Raw genomic sequence first — 17213 nt, 5'->3', positions numbered from 1 at the left:
CAGTTTCTTGAAAAATATCCGTTTTTAGTTTCGATTTTACTGGAAGCACCTGCAAAGATTCGCCCTTACTTTTCTGATAAAAAGCTATTTCTTTAAGTCGTCCCAGACCCAGAAATCATCGACTACGTGCATCTGGTACTATCAATTTTGATACGCCGCGCTCCCTATGATGGACTTAACAAGCTCAATCAGTTCGATGAAGATTGGTTGCGACCTCTACCCTACGGAATTAAGAAGCTTTTGATTACTATTCCAGAGTTCCACGATGGCGTTTGACTGGTCAGAGTATCTTATATTTAGCCAAGAAAGTTGCCAGTGAAGCTACTACTTCTGCCCATCGGGAAGCCGAGTTGGGTGGTAGTATCCATCTGGCTTACTACGCAGCTTTCACCTTAGCGAAAAAATATTTACAAGATAAGTTAGGGCAATCTATTCCTACAACAGGTGATGCTCATCAATATGTTCGCAAACAGTTTGAGCTTAGACGCGATTTAGCACATCAATCAGTAGTCAAAAAATCAAATAACTTACGCTTATTTCGCAATCGAACTGACTCTGGATCTTGTTTCCAGGTTTATCAAATTTTACCGCAGTATCTATAGCTTTGATTGATGAAATAAGTTTTATTTGGAGATGAAACTACTTGAATAGAAAGGGAAAGATTAGCCCTACCTAAGATAGCAGCTTGAAATAAACTTAGGAAAAAGAAGCGATCGCGCTCATTCCAATCCCTAAACTAGAAACATGAGCGAATCCAAAATTATTACAATTCAACTTTCTGCTGAAGATAGCGATCGCTTCTTTTCTTTCTCTCTTCCTCAGCAATCTGGAGCGCCTCTGTGGTTCAATAAAAACCCCCTGACCTTTCTCACAGATCAGAGGGATTATAGCCCGCGCAGGCGGGCTATGTTTGTGTAGCCGCGAATTATATTCGCCCGGTCTTCTTAGCGGGTAGAAGTACTACCGAGATAAGAAGGCGACAAATCAGACCAGGACTGTTTCACCAAGTCAGCAGCAGCCTTCACACTACCCAGATAGTTACCAGCAGGTAGAGACGGATAGCGGTTGTAAGGCACCACATCCTCGCCGAAGTAACGAGCGTACTCAGGACTATCCACCATTGCTTCTACAGCCGCCTTCAAGCCGCCATCAGCCAGCAGCTTGTTATACTGCTGGATTTCGCCTTGGGTAGCTGGTGCGCGTCCCAAGAGATGCCGGAACAGGAACTCAATCACCTTGGTATTGGGATAAGGCGTATAGAAACGACGGCGGTAGATTTCGGAACTTGCCAGAGTCTTGACAAACTCGCGCACGGAGATATCCCCATTGCGGAGTTTGCTATCCAGCTCCGAACGCCGCAATTCACCAGGAACCTGACCGCTGAAGATGTCCATCACTTGACAGTAGATGGCATTGATAACTTGTACAGTTTCCACCTGGCTCATGCCTGGGTTCATCCGGTAAATCCGTGCAGGTTTGCGCCGCGTTGTACCGACACCAACCTCAACAGATTGCCCGTCACCGTTGGTAAAGGAACGACCCAACTCGATAAACTTGGGCTTGCTCATGTCCATCTTACGAGCAGCCGCAGCCATGTCAGCGATCGCTTTGCCCGTGAGCGGCATCTTCGACGCATCCATCCGTGGCTTCACTGGCTCAAAGCTGGGAACCACCAAGTCATTATTCTGCTTGGTCAACTGGTTGTACAGCTTCTCAGTATTCGGGAAGTTTGCCGCAGGCAGGGTCGGGAAGCGGTTGTAAGGCACCACATCCTCGCCGAAGGACTGGGCATACTCTACGCTATTCACCATCGCGCCTACAAATCCCCGGATGCCCTGAGAAGCGAGAATTTGGTTGTACTTGCGAATCTCAACTTGGTCTACCGGCGCACGTCCCAAGAAGTGCTTCGTCCCCAGCTCAATAACCTTGGTGTTCGGGTACGGAGCGTAGAACTCCTTGATATAAAGTTCTGAACCTCCCAACGCCTCAATGAATTCCTTGAGGTTGATTTCACCATTCCGCAGCTTGCTTTCCAAGTCGCTGAATTGGTTCTTCACGACATAAGGTTCAATATCGCGCTCGAAAATCTGGCGATAAGCAGCCCGGATGACATTTTGCACCAGCGCCTTATCTTCAGTTTCCGTCAGCTTGAAGACCTTGGTTTGTTCGCGCTTCTTGGTAACGCCTTGGTTGATACGGAACTGAATATCGGGTTCCGTCCGTATTTGTGTAACTTGACCCAGTTCCACAAAACGGGGTGTTTCTTCCTTCTCAACTTTGAGTCCGGTGTCGGTAATGCTGCCCACGCGGAGACTACGCAAGCTTACCCCAGCCGGTGTCAGATAACGCTCGTAAGGAACTGTATCTTCCCCAAACGACTCGTTGTATTCTGGGCTGTCGATAATCGCGTCAACTAAGGCGTAGAAGCCTTTCTTAGCGCAGATATCGAAATACTTGTTAATTTCTTGCCGTCCGTAGGTGGGACGACCCAACAGCCGTCGATGGATGTACTCAACTGACTTGGTGACATAAAGCGAAGTCCAGTACAGCTTGCGGAACAGATCCGACTTAGCCAGAACCCGGATAAACTCCCGCACGGTGGTTTCGCCGTTTTCCAGCTTGATTTCTGCGACCTTCAGGCGCTGACCTTCGTAGACATCACGCCCAAAGACTTGCAGGTAAGCTGCCTTAATCAACGCTTGGGTGGAGCTTTCCGAGTATTTGACGCTGGAATTCTTCACATAGCGCTTCGCAGATACGCCGCCATTGCCGCTAGGGCCTGGAAGTTGATCCAGCTTGAACACCTTGGGGCCGAGTGAACCCGGATCTTTCGGACGAGCTGCTGGGTTGCTCAGTTGGTTGTCAATACCTGGGCCTTGGCGGATCAGGATGCGGCGAGTATCTTTACCAAAGGGAGCCGGACGGGCGTTGGGATTCTTCGTTTCTTTCGGGAAGATTGCCCCAAACTGAATTTCTAGCGGGTCGTTGCCGGAACCGTAGGGGTGTTGATCCGGTAGTGGGCGATCGTAAGCAGCAAAGGTGGTGATGAACTGCGGCACCTTGCGGACAGGCGCACTGTAGTTCAACAAATCTTGCTGCGGCCCCCAGTTACGACATTCTTGGGCTTCTTGACCCAAACCTCGGATGTAGGGGACGGTTTCTTCGCCGAAGTAGTCGGAGTATTCTTTAGAATCCACCAAGGCATCTATCAGACCTGGTAGACCTTTTTGGGAAACGATGGAGAAGTATTCTTGTACTTCTTCACGGCTGGACGGCCCGCGTCCCAAAATGTGACGGAAGGCGAGTTCTAGAGCGCGACTGTTGATGTATGGCTCGAAGAAATTTTTCCGATACAGAGGAGATTTACCTAAACGGCGAATAAACTCCTTCATGGAGATGTCGCCATTTTTCACCTTGGATTCAAGGTCAGAGATGCCTTGGCTGTAGGCGCGGGTAATGTCCCGTTCAAAGACTTGCCGATAGGCAGCTTTGATAATTTCTTGTTTTTCCGAGGAGGACAAACCGGGCTTCATGGCGTATTTGGGACGCCGCTCGGCTGCGTTGAAGTAAATTTGGGGTAGTTGCAGACCTTGCTGATCGCCAGAAGGACGCTGCCGTACTTTGTTTGAGGGAGTGGGAGCTTTGAATTCGTTAATCAGAACTTCAAAGTATTCGTTGACAATACCTGACGCTTCATCATCGCGCCGGAAATAACCCAAAGCTGCTCCTCGCATTTCCTGCAAGGCGACAATTGTGGCATCGGTAGAGCAAGCGTTTTCGATGATTTCCCGCAAACCCCGCGTGTTGACGGAGATGATGTTAGGGTCTCCGGCCACGATCGCGTAAGTTAGGTAGCGCAAAAACCACGATAAGTCCCGCAGCGATTTCTGCATATTGCCCGGGCCGTAACGGGCGACGTTTATCGGTCGGAAACCTGCTGGTGCGGGGCCGCCGCCGCTGGCGCTAAAGAGACTCCGCAAACCTTGCAAAAAGCCGCCGCTGCTTTCCACATAGGTGACATTTCCCAGGGCCATCCCTTGTTTGACATCCGGAACTGTACCCGCGATCGCCAGTTCTGGTTCGCGAGGCTTCTCCAAGAAAGCCATCGGGGAACCCCCAACGAAAATGCGGTTAGCAGCGCGGGACACAATCAGGTCGGCGTTTTGGGTGAGCGTTTGGGAAATCTCTAAACGCTTGTTTCCTGAACTGAAATAGCTTTTCAGCTCATCCAGTTCCCCCCGCCCTAAGAAGCGGTCTTGTTGTTCCGCTTGGGAAATTGTTGCAACTGGTACTGTTTGATATAGTTGCGGACGCGCAACTGAGCTTCCACCACTTGCCTTAACACTCATTGGATCTCAAAAGCTCCCTATAAAAAAATTGTCACTGCGTTAAACATGACCAGAGTGCCACTGTTGAATTATGAAGTGCCAAGGCGTGAATTTGGGCTACTGCCGCAGGTGCTTTCTGCCTGCTTATGCAGCCTTTATCCGACCGCCTTCAACATCTGGTGTTTTCATCCACCCTTGGGTAAGGGCTTCAACCGGAGAGCCTTCATTTTTAGGCAAACTAGGCTTCTGGAGAGCATCCCATCTAACCACTGCCTGGGTTTAATCAGCTCAGTTTTTAGATTAAAACTTTTCGGGCTTGCTAGATAGGTTTATTAAAAAGTGTGTAGAATTCTCTCCGTGTATTCACAGTGTCATAATACTAAATTGCGATACATTTCCTGAGAAAAAAGATAAGCTTTGTTACGTTTCCCAATTGTCTCTACTTTGCGTCATTTTGTGATATGGAAATAAGGCAGGATATCAGCAACGCTGTTCAGCGACTTTACGATACTTACCCTTTTCCGCCAGAACCCTTGCTGGATAGTCCGCCTCCCGGCTACAACTGGCGCTGGAACTGGCTAGCTGCCTATAGCTTCTGCACGGGTCAAAAACCCCAAAAACAGGATATCCGCATTTTGGATGCTGGATGTGGCACTGGTGTTGGAACAGAGTATCTGGTTCATCTCAATCCTACTGCACAAGTGGTGGGAATTGATTTAAGTGCAGGTGCGCTGGGGGTGGCACAAGAGCGCACTCGCCGTTCAGGGGCAAATCGCGTTGAGTTTCATCACTTGAGCCTGTACGATGCCGATCAACTCCCTGGTGAGTTCGATCTAATTAACTGTGTGGGGGTGCTGCATCATTTACCTGACCCGATTCGAGGAATTAAGTCCCTGGCGGCGAAGTTAGCGCCTGGAGGCTTGATGCACATTTTTGTCTATGCTGAGCTGGGGCGGTGGGAAATTCAGCTGATGCAACAAGCGATCGCGCTCCTCCAAGACGACCAACGCGGCGATTACCGCGATGGCGTACAGTTGGGTCGTCAAATATTTGCTGCTTTACCAGAAAATAATCGTCTTGTCAAGAGAGAACGCGATCGCTGGTCTTTAGAAAATCAGCGGGATGAGTGTTTTGCCGATATGTATGTCCATCCCCAAGAGATTGACTACAACATCGAGACACTTTTTGAACTAATTGATGCTTCCGGGTTGGACTTTCTGGGATTTTCCAATCCTAGAAACTGGCAGTTAGAGCGACTGATAGGGAAAAACCCGGACTTAATAAAACGAAGCGAAAATTTGAGCGATCGCGCCAAATATCGTTTGATTGAGCTATTAGATCCAGAAGTCATCACCCACTACGAGTTTTTCTTAAGCCGTCCTCCCCTACCTTCATCAGATTGGTCATCGGATGAAGCCCTGTTAAAGGCGATACCAGAGCGAAACCCGTGCATGGATGGATGGCCTAGCCGTTGCCTGTTTAACTACGATTATCAAATTATTAATTTATCAGAGGAGGAATTTCAATTTTTACAAGCGTGTGATGAAAACTCCACCCAGCAGCGAACCATGAAAGAAATTTTGGCAGATGGAAAGTTGGAGTTGGATAAAGTGCGATCGCTCCTGAGTGGGCAGTTAATCTTGCTAACACCAACTTAAAAGTAATCAGCCACTAGCGCGATCGCCAATACATATATAAAAAGCCTAACGGCTACAGTCAAGGGCTATACAGACAAAGCCTGCCAGTGCTGGCAGGCTTTGTTTATGGAGCATCAAGGCTTCAGCCAAGAGCTATAAGGGTTCCCATCGGTAATATTTAGTTGGCTGAGTTGCCTGGTACTTCTTCTCTTATCTGGCGTTCGGCCGGATTAGGAGTTTCCTCTCTCACCTTAAAGTCATAAGTGGTTCCCGGTTCAACCTTTTCAACTGACTGCTCATTCTCCGTGTCCCTATCGACTTCCCCTTCCACTCGGTTGAGAGGTTCTGTCAGGCTTTCGCCATTGTAGGGGGGAGTGCCATTAAAAAATTTGTCGATCCGGTTCGTTTGAGCCACTGCTGGGGAACTGATGAGGGCAGTGCAGCCGATGATGGCCAAGAGCCAATAAGTTCGAGATTTCATCGGATTGCTACCTCCTGTTAAACTACCTGTAGCTTACTACTCAACTAAGTTAACTAAAATTCACAGCCCTTTACCTCTGGCGACCGACGTACCACTTGCGGGCGATCGCTTCTGTCCAAAGATCAAGAAGCGACGACCGGGCGAAACTAGCCTCAAAGATGAGAAAAAATGACCTTGAGCTAGAACACGCTCGCATAGAACATACTATTCCGGCTGAAAGCGGCTTAATTCTTTTTTAAGTAATGTTACCTCTGCATGGTATATTCAAAATTGCTGTGACCTGTAGTACAGGTCTATTAGCAGGACTCGCTTCTCAGCTGTTGTGAACCTGTCAAACGAATCTCAACCAACCACGTCGCCGACGCAGGAGTTCCCAGCACCCGGTTCTCCTGCCGCAGAAACAAACAACGCCATGCAAGAGTATTACCAACTACAACAACAGTTGTTGGTGATTACGGTTGCTTTTACAGGGATAATATTTATCTGTGTATGGATTTTTTATTCCCTGAACACTGCCCTAAACTATTTGATTGGGGCATCCACAGGTGTGGTTTACTTGAGAATGTTGGCTAAGGATGTTGAGCGACTAGGCGGACAAAAAAAGCGTTTGGGATCTAATCGCCTGGCGCTATTTATTGGGCTAATTGTAGCGGCAACGCAATTGCAACAGCTGCATATTCTGCCCATTTTTTTGGGATTTCTCACCTTTAAAGCCGCGCTCATCTTCTACGTGCTGAGAAGTACGCTAATGCCAGAATCTCAATAGGTCAGGCAGAAGCTCTCCTCTCAATCGCTCAATCCTCAACGAAAGTGGAAATCCCGGAAATGTTCATCGTAGATGGTTTAAGCGTCCTGAATACTTTCCATCTTGCTGCATTGGAAGTTGGCAAGCAGTTTTACTGGCAATTGGGTAATTTCAGAGTACATGGGCAGGTTTTTCTGACCTCCTGGTTTGTAATTGCCCTTCTGATTATTGCCTCGATTGCTGCAACTCGAAACATCCAGCGAATTCCCCGCGGTATACAAAATACGATGGAGTACGCCCTGGATTTTATTCGGGATCTAGCCAAAAGCCAAATTGGTGAGAAAGAGTATCGTCCTTGGGTGCCATTTGTAGGCACTCTCTTTTTGTTCATCTTTTTGTCGAATTGGTCGGGAGCGCTCGTTCCCTGGAGGCTAATTAAGCTACCAGAGGGCGAACTAGCTGCTCCTACTAGCGACATTAATACAACAGTGGCACTTGCCTTGCTGAGTTCTTTAGCGTATTTTTATGCAGGGTTCAGCAGGAAGGGTTTAGGGTACTTCGGTAACTACGTTCACCCGACACCTATCATGTTGCCCTTCAAGATTTTGGAAGATTTCACCAGACCCCTCTCGCTCAGCTTCCGTCTGTTTGGAAACATTCTGGCTGATGAGTTGGTGGTAGCGGTGTTAGTTCTCCTAGTTCCCCTGTTTGTTCCCTTGCCAGCGATGATTTTAGGTTTGTTTACCAGTGCAATTCAAGCTTTGATTTTTGCGACACTGGCAGCATCCTATATCGGGGAAGCTGTAGAGGAACATGGAGGAGAACATCACGACTGAGGCGACCAATAGCCTGTCATGATGTCAATTGGGAAAAAGTTTGGGTTGAGGATTTTGGATTTTGTTTGAAATCTAAAATCTTAAATCTAAAGTAGCAAATCGTTCTGTACTTAAAAGTAAGGAAAATCATGGATCCATTAGTTTCTGCTGCTTCTGTTTTAGCTGCTGCTCTTGCTGTTGGTTTGGCTGCAATCGGCCCTGGTATTGGTCAAGGTAATGCCGCTGGTCAAGCAGTAGAAGGTATTGCCCGTCAGCCAGAAGCTGAAGGTAAAATTCGCGGTACTCTGCTGCTCTCGCTGGCATTTATGGAAGCGCTCACCATTTACGGTCTGGTCGTTGCCCTAGTACTGCTGTTTGCCAACCCCTTCGCGTAAATTTTGACGAGCCGCGCTCAGATAACTATTAACAATTTAAGATGAGGATTTTGATGGGAGCCATCAATTATTCAACTCTTAAATAGTTAAAGTTTTGAGCGCGGAACCAATACGTAATTAGCTAACGCTACGCGGTAAGTTCAACTATACCCGTAGCGCCTAGAACGCAACAAATTAAAAGCTCGACCCTGTTTGAGAAGGGGGTCATAAAATTATGACACACTGGACAATTCTGCTGGCTGTTGAAACAGCCACCAAAGAAGGGGGTCTATTTGATCTTGATGCCACCCTACCCTTGATGGCTGTGCAGTTTTTAATCCTGGTGGCGGTGTTGAATGTCGTGTTCTACAAGCCACTGACGAAGGCAATTGACGAGCGCGATAACTATGTCCGCAAGAATCTACTAGAGGCACGCGAACGCCTATCGAAAGCTGAAAGCTTGACAAAGCAATACGAACAAGAACTGGCTCAAACTCGCCGTCAGTCTCAAGAAACCATTGCCGCAGCTCAAGCTGAAGCAGATAAAATTAGGGCGGGCAAAATTGCGGAAGCTCAAGCTGAAGCGACCGGAGAAAGAGAACAAGCGGCTAAGGAAATTGAGCAGCAAAAGCAAGAGGCATTCCAAAGCCTGGAGCAACAGGTAGATGCCCTCAGTCGCCAGATTCTGGAGAAACTCTTGGGACCAGAGTTAGTTAAATAGCAAGGATGAAGGATGAAGGATGAAGGATGAAAATTTACACTTCAAACTTCACACTTCAAGCTTCACACTTCAAACTTCAATAGATGGGGATCATGGGGACTTATTTATTACTGGCTACAGAGGCTATAAGAGCAGGCTCTGAATTAGCAGAGGAAGCGGGGGAAGGTGGTTTCGGGGTAAATTTCGAGATTTTAGAAACCAACCTGATCAACCTGATAATTATTTTTGTGGTGCTGTTTTACTTTGGGCGGAAGTTCTTAGGAAATATCCTAAGCGATCGCCGTGCCAAAATAGAAACAGCGATTCGGGAAGCTGAAGCTAAACAAAAAGAAGCAGCAGCATCCCTCTCCGATGCCCAGCAGAAGTTGGCTCAAGCTCAGTCCGAGGCACAGCGAATCCGAGCAGAAGCAGAAGTTACCGCTAAGGCAGCTAGAGAAAAAATTCTAGCTCAGGCAGCTCAGGACGTGGAACGCTTGAGGCAGACAAGCCTGGGGGATATCAACAACGAGAGGGAAAAAGCGATCGCCGAGTTGCGATCGCGAGTTGCCGCAATGGCGTTGCAGAGAGTCGAGTCGCAACTGACAGGTCAGTTAGACGAATCAGCTCAACAACAATTAATTGACCGTGGCATCGCCAGTGTAGGAGGTCGGTAATGAAAGGCAGTATGTTAAGCGCCGAAATTGCAGAGCCGTATGCAGAAGCGCTAATGTCCTTGGCTCAATCCCAGAACCAAGTAGATCGCTTTGGCGAAGATGTCCGCTCTTTATTGAGCCTACTAGACAGCTCCCCAGATTTACAGGAATTTCTGGGCAATCCCGTACTCAGCGCTGAAAATAAAAAAGCCGTATTGCGGCAGATTGCTGGCGACGGACTCCACCCTACCATCCTCAACTTTTTGATGCTTCTGGTGGATAGACGGCGGATCATCTTTATCGAGGGAGTTTTGCAACACTTCCAAGCGCTTCTAAGAAAGCTAAACCAGACTGTCCTAGCAGAAGTCACCTCAGCAGTAGAACTGAACGATGCCCAGCGGCAGGCTATCAGTGAAAAAGTCAAAGCCATCACCGGAGCGCACCAAGTTGAACTCGCTACTAAACTCAATCCAGACTTAATTGGTGGTGTCATCATCAAAGTAGGTTCTCAGGTGATTGATACCAGTTTGCGAGGACAACTACGCCGCATTGGACTACGCCTGGGCCGTGCCGCCTAGCAATTGAGTTTAAAGGTTGGAAAGTTAAAAGGTTGAAAGTCTTTAAAAAGCAACCCAAAACATTCAACCCAAAACCTGCAACCTGTAACCCTCTAAACAAGAACAACTAATCATGATCAGCATCAGACCAGACGAAATTAGCAACATTATTCGCCAGCAAATTGAACAATACGACCAAGAAGTTCAGGTTTCTAACGTTGGTACAGTATTGCAAGTAGGCGACGGTATTGCCCGGATTTATGGCCTGGATAAGGTCATGGCTGGGGAACTGGTGGAATTTGAAGACGGCAGCGTTGGCATCGCCCTGAACCTGGAAGAAGATAACGTGGGCGCAGTGCTGATGAGCGATGGTCGCCAGATTCAGGAAGGGAGCTCAGTTAAAGCCACAGGCAAGATTGCTCAGGTGCCAGTGGGAGAAGCCATGATTGGTCGGGTGGTAGACGCACTTGCCCGTCCGATTGATGGTAAAGGAGAAATTCAGACCACCGAATCTCGTCTGATTGAATCAGGCGCACCAGGAATTATTGAGCGGCGCTCAGTTTATGAACCGATGCAAACTGGGATTACCGCTATTGACGCGATGATTCCCATTGGTCGGGGTCAGAGAGAGCTAATCATTGGTGACAGACAAACCGGGAAAACTTCAATCGCAGTTGACACCATCCTCAACCAGAAAGAAGAGGACGTGATTTGCGTCTACGTCGCCATCGGTCAAAAAGCTTCAACCGTAGCCCAAGTGGTGAACGTGCTTCAGGAACGAGGCGCAATGGAGTACACCATCGTAGTCGCGGCTCAAGCCAACGACCCAGCAACCCTGCAATATCTGGCTCCCTACACGGGCGCTAGTTTGGCAGAATACTTCATGTACAAGGGCAAGGCGACGCTGATCATCTATGATGACCTCTCCAAGCAAGCCCAAGCTTATCGCCAGATGTCCCTGCTACTGCGTCGTCCACCCGGACGGGAAGCTTATCCTGGGGATGTGTTCTATCTCCACTCCCGCCTGCTAGAGCGTGCGGCGAAGCTGAGTACAGAACTAGGTGAAGGCAGCATGACCGCGCTGCCAATTATCGAAACCCAGGCTGGTGACGTTTCCGCGTACATTCCTACCAACGTGATTTCGATTACCGATGGTCAGATTTTCTTGACCTCCGACTTATTCAACTCTGGTTTGCGTCCCGCAGTTAACCCCGGTATTTCCGTGTCGCGGGTGGGTTCGGCGGCTCAAACCAAGGCGATGAAAAAAGTGGCTGGTAAGCTGAAACTGGAGTTGGCGCAGTTTGACGACTTGCAAGCTTTTGCCCAGTTTGCCTCGGATTTGGATAAGGCAACTCAAGACCAGTTGGCACGGGGTCAGCGCTTGCGGGAACTCTTGAAGCAGCCGCAATATTCGCCCCTATCTGTGGCTGAGCAAGTGGCAATTGTGTATGCCGGTTTGAATGGCTATTTGGATGAAATTCCAGTAGACAAGGTTGCTCCTTTTGCGCGATCGCTGCGGGATTATCTGAAAACCAGCAAGCCGAAGTACATGGAAATCCTCCGCAGTCAGAAGCAGCTTAACGAAGAAGCGGAAGGCATTCTCAAAGAAGCGATCGGTGAAGCTAAGAAGACCTTCATGGCGATGGCGTAATTTGTCCAAAGCTGATAGCTAATCGCGAATGGCTAATTGTAAAAAGTAGCTATTCGCAATTAGCTATTAGCAATTAGCCATTCGCAAAGGACAACTGACAACTGACAAAACTATGGCAAATCTAAAATTTATTCGCGATCGCATTCAGTCGGTCAAAAACACCAAAAAAATCACCGAGGCAATGCGCCTAGTTGCCGCCGCCAAGGTGCGCCGCGCCCAACAACAGGTAATTGCCACCCGTCCCTTTGCTGACCGTCTGGCGCAGGTTCTCTACAATCTGCAAAACCGTTTACGGTTTGAAGATGTGGATCTGCCCTTGCTAAAACAACGGGAAGTCGGCACCGTGGGGTTATTGGTAATTTCAGGCGATCGCGGTCTGTGCGGTGGTTACAACACCAACGTCATCCGTCGCGCCGAAAACCGCGCCAAGGAACTCAAAGCAGAAGGCTTGGACTACAAATATATATTGGTAGGGCGCAAATCCATCCAGTATTTCCAACGCCGCGAACAGCCAGTTGTAGATGGTGGCACCTACACGGGTCTCGAACAGATTCCCACAGCAGCGGAAGCTTCTCAAATTGCTGACGAACTGCTTTCCTTATTCCTAGCCGGGGAAGTCGATCGGGTTGAATTAGTCTACACCAAGTTTGTCTCCTTAATCAGCTCTCGTCCAGTGGTGCAAACTTTGCTACCGCTGACTACGCAAGGGCTAGAAGCAAGAGATGATGAAATCTTCCGCCTCACAAGTAGAGGCGGCGATTTTGAAGTAACGCGGGAAAAAGTCTCTACCCAAGTTCGAGATTTCCCACGGGATATGATTTTCGAGCAAGATCCGGTGCAGATTCTCGATGCCCTCTTGCCGCTGTATCTGAATAACCAGTTGCTACGGGCATTGCAAGAGTCAGCTGCCAGCGAACTTGCGGCACGGATGACTGCAATGAACAACGCCAGCGACAACGCTAAAGAACTAATTGGCACCCTGACCCTAACTTACAACAAAGCCCGTCAGGCAGCAATTACCCAAGAAATCTTGGAAGTCGTCGGCGGTGCCGAGGCGCTACAAGGTTAGATTTAAGTTTCAAGTTGAAATAGTAGAATGCGTCTGAGATTTATCGGACGCATTTTTTTTATAGCAATTCAAGGGTTGGGTGCGATACATCTGTAGGGACATGGCAATGCCATGTCCCTAACCTTGGTGGCCCGAACGTCCGAACCGGGATATATTCCACCCAACTGAAAAACGCTATATATAGCAAACCTGGATTTACGAGAAGACTTACAACATGGAACTCGTCGGTAGTCGTAGACAAAAGCCCACCTAATAAAACTGACTATTTCTTCCACGGGAGTTTAGTACCCATTTCCGTAAGCGCGGAGAAGACGAGATAAAGGGCGAGTACGCCAACACTGACAAGAAAAAGAAGTATATCGTTGTCCATTCTGATAGAAGGCGGCTGAGATGGCTCAGGCGCATTTTTTTTACATTTTATCCATTGTTAAGCAGCCCCTATCGCTGCCCAAACTAAAACATATAGCAAAAAGTTACAATTTTGTTGCATTTTCTTTACAAAGTGTTACTATAGTTAACATAGAGATACAAAGGAAAAGCAACCATGAGATACACCACCGACGAAAGAGGCATCCTGAACAACTATGCAGCCGAGCCTGCTGTGTACGTTGCAGAAGCTCCCTCACCAGACCAGCAGCGTAACTATGCCCTTCAAGGCGCGATCGCTATTGTATTTGTCTCTCTGCTGGTGCTGACTGCATTTGGTATCAGCTACTAATAAAACGTAAAAGTATAAGAAACCAAGGAGATTTGTTATGAAGACTGACTTTAATTTAGATGTCCGCTCCGTGTCTGCGCCGACTGTTTTTAATGCTGATTTCAACAACTTTGCACCTATCACTGCTAATCAAGCTTGGTCCCTGTTTTTTACCGCAGGTCAGGATGATGCAGTGCTAGGAGATAGCCCGGAACTAGGACGACTTTTCAATAACATTTTAAAAGCTGTTGTCTTCACAGTTATTGTGGGAGCTTGTACTTTCTACTCTTATTAGGATGAGGACGGCTTGCATATTTTTAAAACCCCAGTTTTACGAAGCTGGGGTTTTATTATTTGAGCGACAAAGAGTTATTCTAGAAATCGCCAATGGTGCTGAGGCGCTATAAGGTAAAAGCAAAAATACCTGGCAATTGCAAATCGCGCGCGTAAGCGTTGCGGTGCGAACAGCAGACGGAGAGACTGTTGCAGGCGAAACTACTTCGACACAAACTGCTATATGAGTAAAAGAAAATATGGGAGGTAAAATAATTCAAAATATCTATAATATTCTGAAACTATATATAAATAATGCCCTTCCAATCAATCTTGTGGGTGACTCAATGGAAGACATATACAACTTTCTGAAACTATCCGACTCCATTGCTACGGCGGGACAACCTACAAAAGAGCAGTTTTCAGCTATCAGCGAGTCAGGATATCAACTGGTTGTCAATCTAGCATTACCAGAATCATTAAATGCCTTGCCTGATGAGAAAGAAGTAGTTGAAACTCAGGGTATGGAATATGTACATATTCCTGTGGTTTGGGAAAATCCCACTATTGATGATATCAGGTGTTTTTTCAGCGTTATGGAAGCCAATGCCGATAAAAATATTTTTGTCCATTGTGCTGCCAACATGAGAGTATCAGCCTTTATGTATCTTTATCGCCTGATTCATGAAGGCATGAGTGACGAAGATGCGAAGAGAGACTTACACCAGATTTGGATTCCTAATGATAATTGGCAGAAGTTTATTGAGCAGGTAATTGAGTACCAGTAGTTTTCGAGCCGCGCACCAGTTAGAGTCAGGGTGCGATCGCATCTTCAACAGCCGTGGAATTCGTAGACTCGCATTAAGTGCCAATTGTCAAGCACAATCCAAGATTCAATGTGTGCGATCGCTACTTGGCTGAATCAGTGCTACATGAGCTTCTGCCAGAGTCTCGTAGGCATCAAAAGCAATAAATTTTCCTCTGTCCGGTTTTTCACAGCAACTGGGATGATTAACTTATAGAATATAAAATCTGGATAATTAAGAAGTCGGAGTCTCAAGCTTAAGACTTGTACGATGTCTAAAACTTACACCGTCGAAATTCAACACCAAGGCACCAGCCAGACTATAGAAGTGCCAGAGGATAAAGCTATCCTCCAAGCTGCCTATGCAGCTGGGATAGACTTGCCGAGTTCCTGCAATGCGGGAGTTTGCACTACCTGTGCAGCTAAAATCGTAGAAGGAAAGGTGGATCAGACTGATGGCATGGGCGTTAGTCCGGAACTTCAGGCACAGGGTTATGCGTTGCTGTGTATCGCTTATCCGCGCTCAAATCTGAAGATTGAAACTGAGAAAGAAGACGAGCTTTATGAACTGCAATTTGGGCAGTTTCAGAAGTAGGGCGGCTAACGCCGACACATTGGGCAACAGGGGTGGGCATTACCCCCAGCGCCCTCTTATAAGCAGGGTGGTTTCATTCAACCCTTAGAAAATATCGAAAATTGCGACATTTTGTAGGGGCATGGCAATCAAAAAGCCCCTACCGCCAACCAAAATCAACGTTACTGAATTTTCTTTTAATAAATGAAACCACCCTGCCCCCTTAAAAAGGGGTTATTTCACACCACAAGATAAAGTTTTTAGAAGGGATTAACATGACAACACACTTTATTACAGCTGAAATTGATCTCCAAGAATCGCCTGTGCAACTAAATCAGGCAATTGAGTCCGAGTTGCAAAAACGAGGTGAACCTCTACGCTGGGCTGTCACCAGTGTAGATATTGAGAAACAAAAAGCTCACGTTGAAGCAATTGTCACAGTGGAATCTGATGTCAATGCTGCAAACCCTGCTTAGACAGGCTTTGTTTGCTCAAGGCGAGTTTACCGAAATTAGTGCGTTTAAAGCCCCGCATTTCAGGGCGGCTTTTTATTGTGTCTAGAACTGTGAGAGAGTTTTTATACCCAATTCAATGACGTAAATGTTGGTATTTGAAGCCAAGCTAGAAGGAAAAAAGGAGCAGTACGAGCGGCTAGACGAAGCCATTCGCACTGCTCGTTTTATTCGTAATAGCTGCATCAGGTACTGGATGGACAACAAAGGAACTGGACGCTACGAACTAAGCGCCTATTGTGCGGTTCTTGCCAAGGAATTTCCTTGGGCAAACAACCTTAACTCAATGGCGCGACAAGCCGCTGCTGAAAGAGCTTGGTCATCTATCGCTCGGTTCTACGACAACTGCAAAAAGAAAGCAGCCTTAAAAGGGTTTCCACGCTTTAAAAAGCATCAAACACATGGTTCTGTAGAATACAAAACTTGTGGTTGGAAGCTTTCTACGAATAGAAGGTTTATCACCTTCACCGATGGCTTTAAAGCAGGGAATTTCAAACTCTGGGGAACCCGTGATTTGCACTTCTATCAGTTGAGCCAAATTAAACGAGTTCGAGTAGTCCGCCGAGCTGATGGATATTACGTTCAGTTTTGTCTTGATGTTGAGAGAGTCGAAAAACGAGAGCCAACAGGGAAAACTATTGGTATAGATGTAGGGCTAACCCACTTCTATACTGATTCTGACGGGTCTTCTGTTGAGAATCCACGTCATCTGAGAAAGTCCCAGAAAGCTCTTAAAAGGCTTAACCGCAGACTTTCTAGAACCCAAAAAGGCTCTAAAAACAGAGCTAAAGCGAGGAATCGCTTGAGTAGAAAACACCTCAAGGTAAGTAGGCAGCGTAAAGACTTTGCTGTGAAATTGGCAAGGTGCGTAGTCCAGTCTAACGACTTGGTAGCCTATGAAAACTTGCAGGTGTTGAACATGGTTAAAAACAAAAAGCTGTCCAAGTCAATATCAGATGCGGCTTGGACAGCTTTTAGGGACTGGGTAGAATACTTCGGTAAAGTATTTGGGGTGGTGACAGTTGCAGTACGCCCTCACTACACCAGCCAGAACTGCTCTAATTGTGGTCAGGTTGCGAAAAAATCATTAAGTCAAAGAACTCATCAATGTCCTCATTGTGGTTTTGTCTTAGATCGGGATTGGAACGCGGCGCGGAACATATTAGAACTTGGACTGCGTACCGTGGGACACACGGGAACCCTTAACGCCTCTGGAGATATCGACCTCTGCTTGAGTGAGGAAACTCCTTCAAGTAAGCCGAGTCGCAGAAAGAGGAAGCCCAAACAGTGATGTTTGGAATCCCCGTGCGTTTACGCCGGGGAGGATGTCAATCGTTAGACA

General features: G+C 47.3%; 21 protein-coding genes. 19 read left to right on the top strand and 2 right to left on the bottom strand.

The window, feature by feature from the left end:
* The first annotated feature begins 272 nt into the window (after positions 1 to 272).
* Positions 273 to 602 carry a hypothetical protein gene (locus tag H6F74_RS00260; RefSeq protein WP_190434550.1) on the top strand — a complete coding sequence of 110 codons (330 nt, stop codon included), beginning with the start codon at positions 273 to 275 and terminating at the stop codon, positions 600 to 602.
* Positions 603 to 744: 142 nt separating this feature from the next.
* Positions 745 to 918 (top strand): hypothetical protein, encoded by a 174-nt coding sequence (locus H6F74_RS00255; RefSeq protein WP_190434547.1) that lies wholly within the window; start codon positions 745 to 747, stop codon positions 916 to 918.
* 26 nt (positions 919 to 944) lie between these two features.
* On the opposite strand, the gene H6F74_RS00250 is transcribed toward H6F74_RS00255, so the two are convergent.
* Complete coding sequence (locus H6F74_RS00250; protein ID WP_190434542.1) at positions 945 to 4349, bottom strand: phycobilisome rod-core linker polypeptide; 3405 nt, start codon at positions 4347 to 4349, stop codon at positions 945 to 947.
* A 440-nt stretch (positions 4350 to 4789) separates the two neighbouring features.
* Between H6F74_RS00250 and H6F74_RS00245 the strand changes: the two genes are divergently transcribed.
* A complete protein-coding gene (locus tag H6F74_RS00245) occupies positions 4790 to 5986 on the top strand; it encodes a class I SAM-dependent methyltransferase (protein ID WP_190434539.1) in 1197 nt (398 codons plus the stop codon).
* A gap of 157 nt (positions 5987 to 6143) precedes the next feature.
* On the opposite strand, the gene H6F74_RS00240 is transcribed toward H6F74_RS00245, so the two are convergent.
* Positions 6144 to 6446 (bottom strand): hypothetical protein, encoded by a 303-nt coding sequence (locus H6F74_RS00240; RefSeq protein ID WP_190434535.1) that lies wholly within the window; start codon positions 6444 to 6446, stop codon positions 6144 to 6146.
* 4 nt (positions 6447 to 6450) lie between these two features.
* Between H6F74_RS00240 and H6F74_RS00235 the strand changes: the two genes are divergently transcribed.
* The 16 genes from H6F74_RS00235 (at position 6451) to H6F74_RS00160 (ending at position 17162) form a co-directional block, all read left to right on the top strand.
* Positions 6451 to 6618, top strand: coding sequence for a hypothetical protein (locus tag H6F74_RS00235; RefSeq protein ID WP_190434532.1), 168 nt, complete (start codon positions 6451 to 6453; stop codon positions 6616 to 6618).
* Between the two features lie 150 nt (positions 6619 to 6768).
* Positions 6769 to 7212, top strand: coding sequence for an ATP synthase subunit I (locus H6F74_RS00230; RefSeq protein ID WP_313931314.1), 444 nt, complete (start codon positions 6769 to 6771; stop codon positions 7210 to 7212).
* 59 nt (positions 7213 to 7271) lie between these two features.
* Positions 7272 to 8027: a F0F1 ATP synthase subunit A gene (atpB, locus tag H6F74_RS00225; RefSeq protein ID WP_190434528.1), complete on the top strand. Its 756-nt coding sequence runs from the start codon at positions 7272 to 7274 to the stop codon at positions 8025 to 8027.
* A 128-nt stretch (positions 8028 to 8155) separates the two neighbouring features.
* Positions 8156 to 8401, top strand: coding sequence for an ATP synthase F0 subunit C (atpE, locus tag H6F74_RS00220; RefSeq protein WP_010994186.1), 246 nt, complete (start codon positions 8156 to 8158; stop codon positions 8399 to 8401).
* 214 nt (positions 8402 to 8615) lie between these two features.
* Positions 8616 to 9101, top strand: coding sequence for a F0F1 ATP synthase subunit B' (locus tag H6F74_RS00215; RefSeq protein ID WP_190420329.1), 486 nt, complete (start codon positions 8616 to 8618; stop codon positions 9099 to 9101).
* 83 nt (positions 9102 to 9184) lie between these two features.
* Positions 9185 to 9754: a F0F1 ATP synthase subunit B gene (locus H6F74_RS00210; protein ID WP_190434525.1), complete on the top strand. Its 570-nt coding sequence runs from the start codon at positions 9185 to 9187 to the stop codon at positions 9752 to 9754.
* Positions 9754 to 10311, top strand: a complete 558-nt coding sequence (gene atpH, locus H6F74_RS00205; protein WP_190434522.1) for an ATP synthase F1 subunit delta — start codon at positions 9754 to 9756, stop codon at positions 10309 to 10311. Before H6F74_RS00210 ends, atpH begins: the two co-directional genes overlap by 1 nt.
* Positions 10312 to 10423: 112 nt before the next feature.
* Positions 10424 to 11941 carry a F0F1 ATP synthase subunit alpha gene (atpA, locus tag H6F74_RS00200; protein ID WP_190434520.1) on the top strand — a complete coding sequence of 506 codons (1518 nt, stop codon included), beginning with the start codon at positions 10424 to 10426 and terminating at the stop codon, positions 11939 to 11941.
* A 112-nt stretch (positions 11942 to 12053) separates the two neighbouring features.
* Complete coding sequence (locus H6F74_RS00195; protein ID WP_190434517.1) at positions 12054 to 13010, top strand: F0F1 ATP synthase subunit gamma; 957 nt, start codon at positions 12054 to 12056, stop codon at positions 13008 to 13010.
* Between the two features lie 544 nt (positions 13011 to 13554).
* Positions 13555 to 13728, top strand: coding sequence for a ssl1498 family light-harvesting-like protein (locus H6F74_RS00190; protein WP_190434513.1), 174 nt, complete (start codon positions 13555 to 13557; stop codon positions 13726 to 13728).
* A 37-nt stretch (positions 13729 to 13765) separates the two neighbouring features.
* Positions 13766 to 14002 carry a hypothetical protein gene (locus H6F74_RS00185; RefSeq protein ID WP_190434510.1) on the top strand — a complete coding sequence of 79 codons (237 nt, stop codon included), beginning with the start codon at positions 13766 to 13768 and terminating at the stop codon, positions 14000 to 14002.
* Positions 14003 to 14327: 325 nt separating this feature from the next.
* Positions 14328 to 14768, top strand: coding sequence for a protein tyrosine phosphatase family protein (locus H6F74_RS00180; RefSeq protein WP_190434507.1), 441 nt, complete (start codon positions 14328 to 14330; stop codon positions 14766 to 14768).
* Between the two features lie 84 nt (positions 14769 to 14852).
* Positions 14853 to 15002 (top strand): hypothetical protein, encoded by a 150-nt coding sequence (locus H6F74_RS00175; protein WP_190434503.1) that lies wholly within the window; start codon positions 14853 to 14855, stop codon positions 15000 to 15002.
* A gap of 54 nt (positions 15003 to 15056) precedes the next feature.
* On the top strand, positions 15057 to 15380 hold the full coding sequence (locus H6F74_RS00170; RefSeq protein WP_190420760.1) for a 2Fe-2S iron-sulfur cluster-binding protein: 324 nt from the start codon (positions 15057 to 15059) through the stop codon (positions 15378 to 15380).
* A gap of 254 nt (positions 15381 to 15634) precedes the next feature.
* Positions 15635 to 15835 carry a hypothetical protein gene (locus H6F74_RS00165; protein ID WP_190434500.1) on the top strand — a complete coding sequence of 67 codons (201 nt, stop codon included), beginning with the start codon at positions 15635 to 15637 and terminating at the stop codon, positions 15833 to 15835.
* 124 nt (positions 15836 to 15959) lie between these two features.
* Positions 15960 to 17162, top strand: a complete 1203-nt coding sequence (locus tag H6F74_RS00160) for an RNA-guided endonuclease TnpB family protein (protein ID WP_190434496.1) — start codon at positions 15960 to 15962, stop codon at positions 17160 to 17162.
* The last annotated feature ends 51 nt before the right edge of the window (positions 17163 to 17213 follow it).

Source organism: Trichocoleus sp. FACHB-90, assembly GCF_014695505.1.
Taxonomy (GTDB): Bacteria; Cyanobacteriota; Cyanobacteriia; order Cyanobacteriales; family FACHB-T130; genus Funiculus; species Funiculus sociatus.
Note: the sequence above shows the minus strand (reverse complement) of the source record. Positions and strands in the feature narration are given on the sequence as shown.

Coding starts and splice junctions, on each gene's coding strand:
- H6F74_RS00255 (WP_190434547.1), top strand. CDS start 745: ATGAGCGAATCCAAAATTATTACAATTCAACTTTCTGCTGAAGATAGC.
- H6F74_RS00250 (WP_190434542.1), bottom strand. CDS start 4,349: ATGAGTGTTAAGGCAAGTGGTGGAAGCTCAGTTGCGCGTCCGCAACTA.
- H6F74_RS00245 (WP_190434539.1), top strand. CDS start 4,790: ATGGAAATAAGGCAGGATATCAGCAACGCTGTTCAGCGACTTTACGAT.
- H6F74_RS00240 (WP_190434535.1), bottom strand. CDS start 6,446: ATGAAATCTCGAACTTATTGGCTCTTGGCCATCATCGGCTGCACTGCC.
- atpB (WP_190434528.1), top strand. CDS start 7,272: ATGTTCATCGTAGATGGTTTAAGCGTCCTGAATACTTTCCATCTTGCT.
- atpE (WP_010994186.1), top strand. CDS start 8,156: ATGGATCCATTAGTTTCTGCTGCTTCTGTTTTAGCTGCTGCTCTTGCT.
- H6F74_RS00215 (WP_190420329.1), top strand. CDS start 8,616: ATGACACACTGGACAATTCTGCTGGCTGTTGAAACAGCCACCAAAGAA.
- H6F74_RS00210 (WP_190434525.1), top strand. CDS start 9,185: ATGGGGATCATGGGGACTTATTTATTACTGGCTACAGAGGCTATAAGA.
- atpH (WP_190434522.1), top strand. CDS start 9,754: ATGAAAGGCAGTATGTTAAGCGCCGAAATTGCAGAGCCGTATGCAGAA.
- atpA (WP_190434520.1), top strand. CDS start 10,424: ATGATCAGCATCAGACCAGACGAAATTAGCAACATTATTCGCCAGCAA.
- H6F74_RS00195 (WP_190434517.1), top strand. CDS start 12,054: ATGGCAAATCTAAAATTTATTCGCGATCGCATTCAGTCGGTCAAAAAC.
- H6F74_RS00190 (WP_190434513.1), top strand. CDS start 13,555: ATGAGATACACCACCGACGAAAGAGGCATCCTGAACAACTATGCAGCC.
- H6F74_RS00185 (WP_190434510.1), top strand. CDS start 13,766: ATGAAGACTGACTTTAATTTAGATGTCCGCTCCGTGTCTGCGCCGACT.
- H6F74_RS00180 (WP_190434507.1), top strand. CDS start 14,328: ATGGAAGACATATACAACTTTCTGAAACTATCCGACTCCATTGCTACG.
- H6F74_RS00170 (WP_190420760.1), top strand. CDS start 15,057: ATGTCTAAAACTTACACCGTCGAAATTCAACACCAAGGCACCAGCCAG.
- H6F74_RS00165 (WP_190434500.1), top strand. CDS start 15,635: ATGACAACACACTTTATTACAGCTGAAATTGATCTCCAAGAATCGCCT.
- H6F74_RS00160 (WP_190434496.1), top strand. CDS start 15,960: ATGTTGGTATTTGAAGCCAAGCTAGAAGGAAAAAAGGAGCAGTACGAG.